The sequence below is a fragment of the Pseudomonas sp. BC42 genome (assembly GCF_021560055.1).
GTDB lineage: Bacteria > Pseudomonadota > Gammaproteobacteria > Pseudomonadales > Pseudomonadaceae > Aquipseudomonas.
Window position 1 is genome coordinate 1,525,565 of the sequence record NZ_CP091067.1, and the last position, 12,905, is coordinate 1,538,469.

At 60.1% G+C, this 12,905-nt stretch carries 13 protein-coding genes; 8 read left to right on the forward strand and 5 right to left on the reverse strand.

Going from position 1 to position 12,905, the window contains the following annotated elements:
• Positions 1-111: 111 nt before the first annotated feature.
• Positions 112-1,329 (forward strand): bifunctional glutamate N-acetyltransferase/amino-acid acetyltransferase ArgJ, encoded by a 1,218-nt coding sequence (gene argJ, locus L1O02_RS07200; RefSeq protein WP_060840736.1) that lies wholly within the window; start codon positions 112-114, stop codon positions 1,327-1,329.
• Positions 1,330-1,445: 116 nt separating this feature from the next.
• The gene (locus tag L1O02_RS07205; RefSeq protein WP_060844446.1) at positions 1,446-2,390 is read left to right on the forward strand and encodes a Nudix family hydrolase; all 945 of its coding nucleotides are present in this window, start codon (positions 1,446-1,448) and stop codon (positions 2,388-2,390) included.
• Positions 2,391-2,503: 113 nt separating this feature from the next.
• On the opposite strand, the gene L1O02_RS07210 is transcribed toward L1O02_RS07205, so the two are convergent.
• The 3 genes from L1O02_RS07210 to L1O02_RS07220 are packed head-to-tail and all read right to left on the reverse strand — an operon-like array spanning position 2,504 to position 6,093.
• On the reverse strand, positions 2,504-3,091 hold the full coding sequence (locus L1O02_RS07210) for a cob(I)yrinic acid a,c-diamide adenosyltransferase (protein WP_060844445.1): 588 nt from the start codon (positions 3,089-3,091) through the stop codon (positions 2,504-2,506).
• A 2-nt stretch (positions 3,092-3,093) separates the two neighbouring features.
• A complete protein-coding gene (locus tag L1O02_RS07215; protein ID WP_060844444.1) occupies positions 3,094-5,130 on the reverse strand; it encodes an ATP-binding protein in 2,037 nt (678 codons plus the stop codon).
• Between the two features lie 45 nt (positions 5,131-5,175).
• A complete protein-coding gene (locus L1O02_RS07220) occupies positions 5,176-6,093 on the reverse strand; it encodes a putative 2-dehydropantoate 2-reductase (RefSeq protein ID WP_108545331.1) in 918 nt (305 codons plus the stop codon).
• Between the two features lie 143 nt (positions 6,094-6,236).
• Between L1O02_RS07220 and L1O02_RS07225 the strand changes: the two genes are divergently transcribed.
• Both L1O02_RS07225 and L1O02_RS07230 read left to right on the forward strand, forming a co-directional pair.
• Entirely contained in the window at positions 6,237-6,722 is a 486-nt protein-coding gene (locus L1O02_RS07225; protein WP_011063029.1) for a YajQ family cyclic di-GMP-binding protein, read from the forward strand.
• A 138-nt stretch (positions 6,723-6,860) separates the two neighbouring features.
• Positions 6,861-7,703, forward strand: coding sequence for a mechanosensitive ion channel family protein (locus L1O02_RS07230; protein WP_108545332.1), 843 nt, complete (start codon positions 6,861-6,863; stop codon positions 7,701-7,703).
• 272 nt (positions 7,704-7,975) lie between these two features.
• Here the strand turns inward: L1O02_RS07230 and L1O02_RS07235 are convergent, their stop codons facing one another.
• Positions 7,976-9,292 carry an OprD family porin gene (locus tag L1O02_RS07235; protein WP_016963221.1) on the reverse strand — a complete coding sequence of 439 codons (1,317 nt, stop codon included), beginning with the start codon at positions 9,290-9,292 and terminating at the stop codon, positions 7,976-7,978.
• A gap of 932 nt (positions 9,293-10,224) precedes the next feature.
• Between L1O02_RS07235 and L1O02_RS07240 the strand changes: the two genes are divergently transcribed.
• Together L1O02_RS07240 and L1O02_RS07245 are read left to right on the forward strand one after the other, a co-directional pair.
• On the forward strand, positions 10,225-10,650 hold the full coding sequence (locus tag L1O02_RS07240) for an HIT domain-containing protein (RefSeq protein ID WP_060840729.1): 426 nt from the start codon (positions 10,225-10,227) through the stop codon (positions 10,648-10,650).
• Positions 10,651-10,653: 3 nt separating this feature from the next.
• The gene (locus L1O02_RS07245; protein ID WP_060840728.1) at positions 10,654-10,860 is read left to right on the forward strand and encodes a SlyX family protein; all 207 of its coding nucleotides are present in this window, start codon (positions 10,654-10,656) and stop codon (positions 10,858-10,860) included.
• Positions 10,861-10,926: 66 nt separating this feature from the next.
• On the opposite strand, the gene L1O02_RS31095 is transcribed toward L1O02_RS07245, so the two are convergent.
• Positions 10,927-11,532, reverse strand: coding sequence for a cold-shock protein (locus tag L1O02_RS31095; RefSeq protein WP_060840727.1), 606 nt, complete (start codon positions 11,530-11,532; stop codon positions 10,927-10,929).
• A gap of 454 nt (positions 11,533-11,986) precedes the next feature.
• Here L1O02_RS31095 and L1O02_RS07255 point away from each other — a divergent pair, with 454 nt between their 5' ends.
• Positions 11,987-12,460 carry a Dps family protein gene (locus L1O02_RS07255; RefSeq protein WP_060840726.1) on the forward strand — a complete coding sequence of 158 codons (474 nt, stop codon included), beginning with the start codon at positions 11,987-11,989 and terminating at the stop codon, positions 12,458-12,460.
• A 187-nt stretch (positions 12,461-12,647) separates the two neighbouring features.
• Complete coding sequence (locus L1O02_RS07260) at positions 12,648-12,869, forward strand: zinc ribbon domain-containing protein (RefSeq protein WP_010457489.1); 222 nt, start codon at positions 12,648-12,650, stop codon at positions 12,867-12,869.
• Positions 12,870-12,905: the final 36 nt, after the last annotated feature.

Consider the following 12,905-nt stretch of genomic DNA (forward strand, 5'->3'; position numbering starts at 1 on the left):
CAGACACTGAAACACCCACGCCGTGACGGCATCAGCCGTCGCGGCGTTTTTCCATTTGCAACACCGTCTTTTGAGACGACGGTGCAGACACCTGATAAGAGGAGCGCATTCATGGCTGTTGGTCTTGGTCCTTTGCCTACGTTGCACCCGGTTGCCGGCTTCGAGCTCGGTATCGCTTCGGCCGGCATCAAGCGCCCGGGGCGCAAGGATGTGGTGGTCATGCGCTGCGTCGAAGGCTCCACCGTGGCCGGCGTGTTCACCCTCAATGCGTTCTGCGCGGCGCCGGTGATCCTGGCCAAGCAGCGGGTGCAGGGGCCGGTGCGCTATCTGCTGACCAATACCGGCAATGCCAACGCCGGCACCGGCGAGCCAGGCCTGGCCGCAGCCCAGCGCACCTGCGCCAAGCTGGCGGAGCTGACCGGAGTCGATGCCAGCGCCGTGCTGCCGTACTCCACTGGCGTGATCGGCGAGCCGCTGCCGGTAGAGAAAATCGAAGGCGCCCTGCAAGCCGCGCTGGATGACCTGTCCGTGGACAACTGGGCCGCCGCCGCCACCGGGATCATGACCACCGACACCCTGCCCAAGGGCGCCAGTCGTCAGTTCCAGCACGATGGCGTGACCGTCACTGTGACCGGTATCAGCAAGGGCGCGGGGATGATCCGTCCCAACATGGCCACCATGCTTGGCTACATCGCCACCGACGCCAAAGTCTCCCGCGAAGTGCTGCAGAACCTGTTGCTGGACGGTGCCAACAAGTCCTTCAACCGCATCACCATCGACGGCGATACCTCCACCAACGACTGCTGCATGCTGATCGCCACCGGTCAGGCCAATCTGCCGGAAATCACCCGGGCCGAGGGGCCGCTGTTCGCAGCCCTGAAGCAGGCCGTGTTCGAGGTGTGCATGGAAGTGGCCCAGGCCATCGTCCGTGACGGCGAAGGCGCGACCAAGTTCGTCACCGTTGAAGTCAACGGCGGCGCTACTCACCAGGAATGCCTCGACGTGGGCTACACCGTGGCGCACTCGCCGCTGATCAAGACCGCGCTGTTCGCCTCCGACCCGAACTGGGGTCGCATCCTCGCGGCCGTGGGCCGTGCCGGCGTGGCGGATCTGGACGTCAGCAAGATCGATGTGTTCCTTGGCGAAGTGTGCATCGCCAGCCGTGGCGCGCGGGCTGCCAGTTACACCGAAGCCCAGGGCGCCGCAGTGATGCAGCAGGAAGAGATCACCATCCGCATCGAACTGGGTCGTGGTGCTTGCAGCGAAACCATCTGGACCACCGATCTGTCCCACGAATACGTGAAGATCAACGCGGAATACCGCACCTAAGTACCTCGCCGGCAACGCCGCTCCCGCCCTGTAGGAGCCGGCTTGCCGGCGAAGCGCAGATCCAATGCCCGGCCCGCAAGGGCCCGGCCCAATGCCTGATCAGAGGAAACAGCGCGGTGAAACGAGTCCATGTGGCTGCGGCCGTTATCCGGGATGCCAGCGGCAAGATCCTGATTGCCCGGCGTGCCGACACTCAACATCAAGGGGGCCTGTGGGAGTTTCCCGGAGGCAAGGTCGAGGCCGGCGAAGCGGTCAATGCCGCACTGGCCCGCGAGCTGCAGGAAGAGCTGGGGATCGCCGTACAGGCGGCGCGCCCGCTGATCAAGGTGCAGCACGATTACCCGGATAAACAAGTGTTGCTGGATGTCTGGGAAGTCTCGGCATTCAGTGGCGAGCCTCACGGCGTCGAAGGCCAGCCTCTGGCCTGGGTCAGTCCTCGTGAGTTGACCGACTATGAGTTTCCGGCGGCCAATCAGCCGATCGTCGCTGCCGCGCGTCTGCCGGCGCACTACCTGATCACCCCGGAAGGTCTGGAAACCCCGGCCTTGCTGCGTGGCATGCAGAAGGCCATTGCCCAGGGCAGCAAGCTGATCCAGTTGCGTGCTCCCGGCGGTTACGATCCGCAATACCGCGATCTGGCGGTGGATGCCGTGGGCCTGTGTGCCGGCAAGGCGCAGTTGATGCTCAAGGGGCCCTTCGAGTGGCTGGGGGACTTCCCCTCGGCGGGTTGGCATATCACCTCGGCACAGTTGCGCAAGTACGCCAGCGCCGGGCGCCCCTTCGGCAAGGACCGCTGGCTGGCGGCCTCTTGTCACAATGCCGAGGAGTTGTCCCTGGCACAGCAGATGGATGTGGACTTTGTGACCCTGTCACCGCTGCAGCCGACCCAGACTCACCCCGACGCCCAGCCCCTGGGCTGGGAGCAGGCGCAGCAGCTGATCAACGGTTTCAACAGGCCGGTGTATCTGCTGGGCGGTGTCGGGCCTGCCGAGTGTCAGCAAGCCTGGGACGCCGGTGCTCAGGGGGTTGCCGGAATCCGCGCCTTCTGGCCGCAGGACTGAAGAGCGCCGTGTCAGCACGGGCCAGCGGCGCTCCAGGTGGCAACTGGCTTGCCAGTTGAGGCGTCGTTAACCGTTGCCCAAGATTCGTGGATCCTTTCGCCGACAGCCGGCTCCTACGCTGAGGGGGCGGGCTTGGCGGCGGCCTGCCAGAGGATTTCCGCGATGCCTTGGCGCTTGGCAATCAGCCGGGCCGCGACAAACAGCAGGTCCGACAGGCGATTGATGTAGGCCAGTCCCACTCCCTGCAAGGGTTCCACGGCATTCAGGTGTTGGCAGCGGCGTTCGGCGCTGCGCGCCAGGCTGCGGCAAACGTGAGCCTGGGCGATCAGCGACGAACCGCCGGGCAGGATGAAGTTCTCCAGGGGGCCCAGCTCCTCATTCCAGATATCGATGGCTGCCTCAAGGCGCTCCACCTCGGCCGCGTTCAGCGCCTGATACACCGGCATGGCCAGTTCGCCCCCCAGATCGAACAACCGGTGCTGGCAGGGAGCCAACACCTCGATGATCTCCTTGAGGCCAGGGCAGGCATCAGCTTGCTCCTCCAGGCCGGCCAGAAGCAGTCCCAACTGGCTGTTCAAGGTGTCGACTTCGCCGATGGCTTCCACTCGTGGATGATCCTTGGCGACCCGGCGGCCGTCTCCGAGTCCGGTTTCGCCTTTGTCGCCGGTGCGGGTGTAAATCTTCGACAAGCGAAAACCCATGCTTAGTTCTCCAGTGGTAGCGGTTCTTGAACCGGGGGCTGGTTGCTGGCCAGGGGCAGGCGCAAGGTAAAGCAGGTGCCCTGGCCCCGGGTCGATTGCACTTCCATTTGCCCCTTGTGATTGTTGGTGATGATGAAGTACGACACCGAGAGGCCGAGTCCGGTGCCCTGGCCGATCTCCTTGGTGGTGAAGAAGGGCTCGAAGGTGCGCTTGCGCACGCTTTCGCTCATGCCGATGCCGTTGTCTTCCACCTGGATCTCCGCCCAGGGCGGATTCAGCTTGGTGCGCAGGATGATGCGCCCGGGTTCGCTGTCGTCCTCACGCTGGTGGATGGCCTGGGCGGCGTTCTTCAGCAGGTTGAGCAACACTTGCTCCAGTTCGTTGGCGGTGCCGGGCACGGGCCCCAGGTTCGGGTCGAACTGGCGGATGATCGCCTGCCCCTTGAAGTCGAAGCCGATGGCCAGGTCGAAGTCATTGCTGGCGATTTCCACCGCCTGGTCAATCAACGCCGGCAGGTCGCAGGGGGCCATCTGGCGATTGCTGCGGCGGCTGAAACTGAGCATGTGGGTGACGATCTTGGCGGCCCGGGCCCCGGCTTGCTGAATGCCATCGAGCAGTTGCGGCACTTCGCGGCTTTCCAGGTAGCGGTTGACGGTTTGCAGTTCGACGCCGATCTGTTGTGCGTGCTCGAGGTTCTTCGGCAGTTCCGGGGACAGCCGGCGGCGGATGTTCTGCACGTTGTGCAGGATGGCCCCCAAGGGGTTATTGATCTCATGGGCCATGCCGGCGGCCAGGCCTCCCACCGAGAGCATCTTCTCCGACTGCACCATCATCTCTTCCAGGGACAGGCGCTGGGTGATGTCGTCGATACGGATCACCACGCCACGGCCGGCGCCGCCCATCAGCGGGTAGAAGGTCAGGGCGTAATGCCGGGCCTCATCGTCCTTGACCCAGGTCACCCGTTCGACCTTGGTCACTGTGTGTTGCTCGACGGTTTCCTTGAGTTGCGGCAGGAACGGCTTGAGCGGTTCGAAGGCGAGGAAGATCGGCTGGTTCAGGGCTTCGTCCAGGCGAGTGCCGGACAGGGCACTGGCTTCCTGGTTCCATTGGGTGACGTACAGTTGCTCGTCCAGGGCGATCAGGGCCGAGGGCATGGAGTCGATGATGCTGTTGAGGTAGTTCTGGAAGCCGGTGAGCTTCTTCTCGATCTTGCTGCGAACCTGGACTTCCAGTTCCAGCTTGCGGTTGGTGTGGCGGGTTTCTTCAGCCAGTCCCTGAGCCTGATCGTAGGCGGCCTGGGAGTCGTCGCGCGCGCGCTTGAGTTGCTGCTCCCGCGCTTCGATGCGCGACAGCATGGTGTTGAAGGCTTCCGCCAGGCTGCCGATTTCATCGTGGTTGCCGCGGGAGGCACGCAATGAGTAGTTCTCCTCGCGGGTCACCTGGCGCGACAGTTCCTCGAGCTGGTGGATCGGCTGGGTGATCAGGCGCTTGATCTGTCGGGCGATGATCAGCCAGAGCAAGACGCTGAATATCAGGATCCCCAGGCTGGCGGTGAGGGTGCCGGTATAGAACGCCATCGGCAGTTCGCTGGTGGCGACCAGCAGCAGATGCCCCGGAGCCTGGCCCGGGCGAGGCAGGGTGATGATCTGGTTGCTGCGAAACTCGGTCAATTGCCAGGCTTCGATATGGCGGTAGCGCTCGGGCAGCTTGAGGTGTTCGCCGTGTTGCAACTGCGCCAGGCGCACACCCTTGCCGTCATACAGGGCCGCTGCCCGCAGCGGGGTATAGCTGTCGAGTTCATCCAGCAGCTTTTGTGCGTCCTCGGGGGAGTTGAGGGCCTGGGTTGCCAGGATCGGATTGGACACCAGTCGGCCAATGGTCTGCAGGGCCTGGGGCGCCATGCTTTCCTGGGAGATCCAGTAGGCGGCGCTGATAAAGGTCAGGTTGGCGACCAGCAGTACGGTGGTGAGCAAGACGAGCAGGGCGGCCAGGAGCTTTTGGCCCACGGGCAGGTTTTCGAGACGCTGGCGCAATGGCATCGGCTATATCGCTGGAAATGAGCAAGTGGGCAGCGTAGCCGCTGCTCAGGCGCTGGGCAATCCGCGCAGTTGCAGGTGGCTGACCAGGCGTTGCTGCAACTGTTGCAGATGGGGCAGTTGCAAGCGATGACGGGCGGCAGCCTGACAGGCATATCCGAGCAAGTAGCTGATCTCGGTGCGGCGTTGACTGGCCACGTCCTGATGCATGGAGGAGTAGTTGGCGGCGGTGGCCTGGATCACCCGTTCCACTTCCTGTTGCAGGTTTTGCGCGGCTGCCGGTTGTCCGCAGCAGTGCAGCAGCTCGCTCAGTTCAGCGCATAGCGTGGCCACTTCGCACTGGTGTTGCTGCAGGCCTCCGTTGCGGCAGTCGTGCAGCACGGTCAATGGATTGATCGCGCAGTTGAGGGCCAGTTTGCGCCACAGGCGGGTGAGGATCTGGGTGCTCCATTCGTGGGGGATGTCACTGGCGGTCAGGTCGTCGAGCCAGATCGGCGGGGTCGGGTGGCTGCAGTCGCCGAGCCAGGTATAGCCATGGCCGGCGAAGACCACGCGCCAGTCACCGTCGCGAAAGGCCCCTTCGGTACTGGAGGCGGCGACGCAGCGAGCCTGGGGCACCCGGGCAGCCACTGCGTCCTGGCTGCCAAGACCGTTCTGCAGCAGGATAAGCTCGGCGTCCTGGGTCAGGCGCGGGGCGATGCTGGACACCGCTGCTTCGGCGTCATAGGCCTTGCACGCCAACAACAGACGGCTGATGGGCGTCGCGCTATCGACGGTTTCCCCGGGAATCGCCAGCAGGCTGCTCTGGCCCTGCTCCACCAGGGTCAGGCCGCCCGCCGCTTGATACGCCTGCAAGCGGGCCTGATTGCGCAGGATCAGGCGCACCGGCAAGCCGGCGCGGGCCAGGCGGGTGGCCCACAAAGTGCCGAGGCTGCCGGCGCCGAGAACATGCCAGGTGGTGGACATCAGCTTTTCGCTCTGTTTGGCCGCTCAGGGGAGGGCACGCGGTGAAGGAGGGGAAAGACCCGTTATAATGAGCGCGGATTTTAACCGCAAGCCGGGCGTGTTCGATGTTCTGAACAGCGCCCCTTTTTATTTGGAGAGATTACATGCCGTCGTTTGACGTGGTATCCGAACTGGACAAGCACGAAGTCACCAACGCGGTGGAAAACGCCGTCAAGGAACTGGATCGCCGCTATGACCTCAAGGGCAAGGGCAGCTTCGAGTTCAAGGACAAGGAACTGACCGTCAACCTGACCGCGGAAGCTGAATTCCAGCTGGAAGCGATGATCGAAATTCTCAAGCTGGCCCTGGTCAAGCGCAAGATCGATGTGCAGTGCCTGGAGGTCAAGGACGCTTATGCCTCGGGCAAGGTGATGAAGCAGGAAGCGGTGCTCAAGGAAGGTATCGATAAGGAGCTGGCGAAGAAAATCGTCGCCCATATCAAGGATGCCAAGTTGAAAGTGCAGGCCGCCATTCAGGGCGAGCAGGTACGGGTCACTGGCAAGAAGCGTGATGACCTGCAAGAGGCCATCGCCGCCCTGCGTGCCAAGGAATTCGGCATGCCGCTGCAGTTCAACAACTTCCGCGACTGACCCTCGGTCTCCGGGAACCTCTAGAGCTTTTTGGCGTCCGAGGCCGGAGCAATGGCAGAAACGATTGCGCTCCAGCGGAGCCGGTCGTTCTGCCGGTCAGTCATGCACGCCGCCACCCCGGGGAATCTGGAGAGATAGATGGATTTGAACGCTGAAGTAGACAACCTGGTCCGGGCTTCCCAAGCCTGGATCCCGATGATCATGGAATACGGCAGCCGGGTGCTGCTGGCAGTGATCACCCTGGCCATCGGCTGGTGGCTGATCAACAAGTTGACGCACAAAGTGGGCAAGTTGCTGGCGTTGCGTAATGCCGACCTGGCGTTGCAAGGCTTTATCAGCAGCCTGGCCAACATCATTCTCAAGGTGCTGCTGATTGTCAGCGTGGCCTCGATGATCGGTGTCGAAACGACCTCGTTCGTTGCCGCGATTGGTGCCGCCGGGCTGGCTATCGGCCTGGCCCTGCAAGGCAGCCTGGCGAACTTCGCCGGAGGGGTGTTGATCCTGTTGTTCCGTCCGTTTCGCATTGGCGACTTCATTGAAGCCCAAGGCATCAGCGGTAGCGTGGACAGCATTCAGATTTTTCACACGGTGTTGCGTACCGGTGACAACAAGACGGTGATCGTACCCAACGGCAACCTGTCCAACGGCATCATTACCAACTACAACCGTCAACCCACTCGCAAGGTGGTATTCGACGTGGGTGTGGATTACGACGCAGATCTGCAGAAGGCCCGTGAAGTGCTGCTGGAGCTGGCGAAAGACGAGCGCGTGCTGGCCGATCCCGCGCCGGTGGCAGTGGTGTCCACCCTGGGTGACAGTGCTATTACCTTGTCTCTGCGGGTTTGGGTCAAGACTGCGGATTACTGGGACGTGATGTTCCAGTTCAACGAGCTGTCGCGCGATCGCTTGAAGGCGGCGGGCATCGATATTCCCTTTCCGCAGCGCGTGATTCGTGTGGTTCAGGACGCGGCTGTCTCATAAGGTGCTTTCAATACTTGGCCATGTGGTCAACTAATGCTGTTCAAGACAAGGGGCTTTTAGGCCCCTTGTTTGTTTTCAGGGTTCCTTGGCAACTATCAAGTTTCATTCGAAAGCGGGGGCATAACGAGTGCAAGCAACTTCTTTAGTTAGCTTGCTATTTAAGTTTTTCTTCTACGAGTTACTGTTGCCGCGCACAAAAAAGCCGCCGACCTGATCCAGGGCGGCGGCTTTTATTTGAGTTGCGCGTTGGCGCAATCAACTGAGCATTGAAATTACAAGATGCTCAGTGGGTACTCTACGATGATACGAACGTCGTTGTTGTCTGCGGTGTAGTCCTTGTTGTAAGCACCGTTGGCACGGTACACGGCGCTACGCAGGCGGAACGACAGGTCCTTGGCTGGACCTTCTTGCATCACGTACTTGGTTTCGAAGTTGAACTCGTTTTCCTTGCCTTCGGTGTTCGACGAAGTGGTGATGTTGTCACCCTTCACGTAACGGGCCATGAAGCTCAGGCCAGGGACGCCGAGGGTTGCCATGTTCAGGTCGTAGCGAGCCTGCCAGGAACGCTCGTCTTCACCGATGAAGTCGGAGATCTGGATGGAGTTGGCGACGAAGATGGTACCGTTGCCGTCCACACCGTACAGGTAGTTGGTGTCGCCGGTGGAGCGCTGGTGAGCGATGGTGAACTTGTTCGGGCCGATGCTGTAAGCAGCTGCCAGGCTCCACAGTTTGTTGTCCAGCTTGCCGTACAGCTTCTTGCCGTCGTCTTCGGTGCGATAGCCGTTGAAGTCCAGGTTCAGGGACTGACTGTCGGCGATCGGGAAGGTGTAGTTCAGGTTGATGTATTGCTTCTTGAAGTAGTCATCAACCTTGGACGCTGCCACGCCGCCGACGAAGTTGTCGGTGAACTTGTAGGTTGCACCTGCGAAGTCGGCAGAGGTCAGGCCTGGGTTTTTCAGGCCGGTGTCGCTGTTACGACCGTTGATGCTGTCGTTGTACTGACCGGTCTGCGAGCGCAGTGCGGTGAAGTGACCGGCATTCAGCTCCAGGCCTTTGATCTCGTTGCTGGTGATCAAGGTACCGGTGGCGACTTCAGGCAGCAGGCGGCTGTCGTCGGTGGAGAATACCGGGCTGGCAACCATCTGGTTACCGTACTTCAGTACGGTATCGGAGATGCGGAACTTGACCGCGCCACCTACAGCGGAAGAGTCTTTTTCAGGCTCGCCCAGGCTGTTGTTGGCTGCCAGGCCGTTACCGGAGCGACCGGCACCACCGTCCAGCTTGACCACGCCCATGGCGAAAGCGTCAACGCCTACGCCTACGGTGCCTTGAGTGAAGCCGGAGCTGTACTGCAGCAGTTCACTCAGGCCGGTGTCTTGGCGGTAGCCGCTTTTGAAGGTGCCGTCTGCTTGCTTGTGGTTACCTGCACCGTTCTTGAAGTCACGGTTCATGTACTCAAGACGGGTTTTCGCAGTCAGGGTGCTATCTTCGATAAAGCCCTTTGCATCGTCCTGGGAGGACGCGATTGCGAACTGCGAGGTGCCTGCTGATACAGCCAGGGCGATCATGCTCCACTTCATCACGCGCATCGTGATTTGCTCCTTTGGTTTTTAGAAGAGTACTGCCGTCCCACCTGTTTTTTTATCTGGGCGGCTCTTTCTTTTTGTGTCGGCGCAAACTTATATCACGCTGACAATGTTGGCGATACTTGCCTATCTATCCTTTCAGCTTCTTTACGAGCCTGTCGCAATTTGCTCGGTCAGTGTCGCAATTTTGCAGCCAGTCTGTATCCGAACCAACAACTTAGGTCGTGTTCTTCGAAGGAACATCACGAGCAATTCAGCTCCCGACGTACACACTCTAAAAAGCACCGCCGGGCAGCCTTGCCACTATTATTATGAGTCTGTGACGAGCCACTTCCGGTGCTCCATCGCAGACGATGTCGGGGGTTAATGCAACAAGCGTGCACAAACCAAAGTTGTCTGGTCTTTTTTCTTCCGGGCGGCGTGCCGACCTGTAAAAACCGCATAAAACAGCCATGTAAAGCGTCTTTTTGTTTGGCTTGACGCAAGGAGCTTACTGGTGCAGGGCTGTGCAATAAGTCGCACAGCGCGCCAAAATGTTACCGGTCCACACTGCAAGGTGAGTAGACGGCGGATGCTTGAGGAATTGAGCGTAGACCGTCTGTGCGATTTTGGTGCAAAACTTTTGTAATGCTGTGCAGGGTTCATACAGTCATGTGTGGTTATGGTTGGCGACGACGATGGCGTAACGAGTCATGTTCTGGTCAGTTGTGACGCCTCGTGCACAAATGGTGCAAGGCATCTGAAAGTGTACTGTCGTGGGGCGCTTGGGCTGCATTGAAGCTGGCTCCTTGCCGGCTGATTGGCGGGCGATGTCCCGGGTGAGCGCTTTGCTCATGAAGCCCGTGGCATTCGCAGGTATGCTGCGCGTCTGTCGCCTGGCCAGTGTCACCGATGCTGTGAGCCAGGCTGAAATGAGCTGAGCGGGAGTAAATGCAGTGTTCACTTTAGATTCACGGCTGCAACAAGACACATTGCCCATCGGGGATTTCCCCCTCTGTCGGTTGCTGCTGTCCAATGACGCGAACTATCCCTGGTTCATCCTCGTGCCCCGTCGTGAAGATATCAGCGAGTTGTTTCAACTGGATGTCACCGACCAACTGCAGCTATGGCGGGAAACCACGGCATTGGCTGAAGTGCTCAAGGACTCCTTCGATGCCGATAAGTTGAATGTGGCGACGTTGGGTAACGTGGTGAGTCAGTTGCACATGCACGTGATCGTGCGCAAGCGGGATGACGCCGCTTGGCCGGCGCCAGTGTGGGGCAAGCACCCCGCCAAGCCTTACACCGCTCAGGAAGTTGCGGCGATTCGCAATCGGCTGCGGGTGGTGCTGACCGATGATTTCCATTTTCTGGAGGTTTGAGCCATGAGTCTGGAAGCGCGTGTTACCGATCTGGAAAGCCGTCTGGCGTTTCAGGATGACACCATTCAAGCCTTGAACGATGTGCTGGTATCGCAGCAGAAGGTGTTGGAGCGCCTGCAGCTGCAGATGAACGCCTTGCTCAAGCGCCAGGAGGAAATGGTTGGGCAGTTCGAGTCTTTCGAGGAAGAGGCGCCGCCCCCGCACTATTAAAGGAAGGTCGGCATTCTCGCTGCACAAAAAAAACCGCGCCAGGGCGCGGTTTTTTGTTGGCGTTGATCAGCGGCGTGGCAGTGCAGCGATCACGTCTTCGGCTTGCAGGCCTTTATCGCGATTCATGACCGAGAACTCCACGCGCTGGCCTTCCACCAGGACGCGGTGACCTTCTCCGCGAATGGCGCGAAAGTGCACGAAGATGTCATCGCCGGAGTCGCGGGAAATGAAACCGAAACCCTTGGATGTGTTGAACCACTTCACGGTGCCGGTATCGCGGTTGCTCATGTCGTAGCTGGGAGCTGCGGAGGCCGCGGGCGAGGACTTGTAGAAGCTGATGCCCAGGTGCAGTGCCACGGCGACCAGGGCGGTCAGCAGGCTCACCAGGACTGCCGGTTGACCACCGATCACCGGCATTGGCGCCAGCAAGGTGAGGGTTTGCAGGACCACGACCAGTACCAGCAGAGCGCTGACCAGGTTTTGCAGGTGATGGCGCGAACCTTTGTTCCAGTGCGGGATAACTGGAGCGAGGATCAGGTTGAGCAGGCCGAACAGAGCCAGGTAAATAGCATCGGATTGTTGCAGGTAGGGAACCGCGTCAGATCTAAGACTCGGAATCAAGGACAGCAGCAAAGCTGCAATGCCTGTCAGCAGGTGGACGATTTTCAACATTTTGATTAACTCACGTTAAGAAGGATGCACAAGGAAGAGCTGATCACGCACGGTTCGCTTCTGAATAAATGGGTGAGGCGGTGGTTACGTACGCGGGGTCAGCCTATGCGCGCTGGCCGAAGAAATAGGCATCAGCGACACGGAGTCTATTTAACAGCAAAGCCCCGGCCTTCTCAAATCAGCAGCGGGTGATTGGAAATGCTCCATGTTGCCCTTGGTAATCGGAGCATCGGGCAAAGTCGCGTTCTAGACAGATGGCCGCGGTTTTCCGGGGAACTCCGGTTTTTTCCGCAGGTCAGCCATTGCCTGGAACCCAGTGTTGGCAAGCCATGGCCGGCCCATGGGGCAATCCACCGCGGGCCAATTGCCGATCCGGGTCGGCGGGGGAGCGACACTCTTGCTAGAGTGGTCCGGCAGCTGATTGGGTGAATCCATCCTGTTAACGGAGAGAAACATGACAATTGATATCGGTATCAGCGAAGAAGATCGTAAATCCATCGTCGACGGCCTTTCCCGCCTGCTTTCGGACACCTACGTGTTGTACCTGAAAACCCATAACTTCCATTGGAATGTCACCGGCCCGCAATTTCGCACCCTGCACCTGATGTTCGAAGAGCAGTACAACGAACTGGCCCTGGCGGTTGACCTGATCGCTGAACGCATCCGTGCCCTGGGCTTCCCGGCACCGGGTGCATACTCCATCTACGCCCGGCTGTCTTCGATCAAGGAAGAGGAGGGCGTGCCGGCCGCGGAAGAAATGATCAAGCAGTTGGTGGCCGGCCAGGAAGCGGTCACCCGCACCGCCCGTGGCATTTTCCCGTTGTTGGACAAGGTCAGCGATGAGCCAACGGCGGATCTGCTGACCCAGCGCATGCAAGTGCATGAGAAAACCGCGTGGATGCTGCGCTCCCTGTTGGAACATCGTTAAGCCGCTCATGGCCGATGGCGTCCCGGACGCCATCGGCGCCTTTTGACAGGCTCCGGCATCTATATGGTCATACGGCTGCACAGGGCCGATTTAATGGATATAATCCCGCTCTTTGCTAGGTAGCCCGAGCTTTGGCGTGGGCTCTGGCTGTAGTTCAAGCAGTAATCTGGATTGCCGAGACGCCCCCATGCCCATGTACGATTACCAATGCGCTTCCTGTGGTCATCAGTTGGAAGCCATTCAAAAGATCAGTGCTGCGCCGCTGGTCGACTGCCCTGCCTGCCAGGCACCTGAACTGAAAAAGATGCTGTCCATGCCCGGATTCCGCCTCAGCGGCACCGGCTGGTATGAAACCGACTTCAAGACCGGCTCCAAGAAGAATCTGGCCGGTGGCGACAAAGCTGACTAAGTTGAACGACACGCGCGAGTTCTTGCACTATCCGGC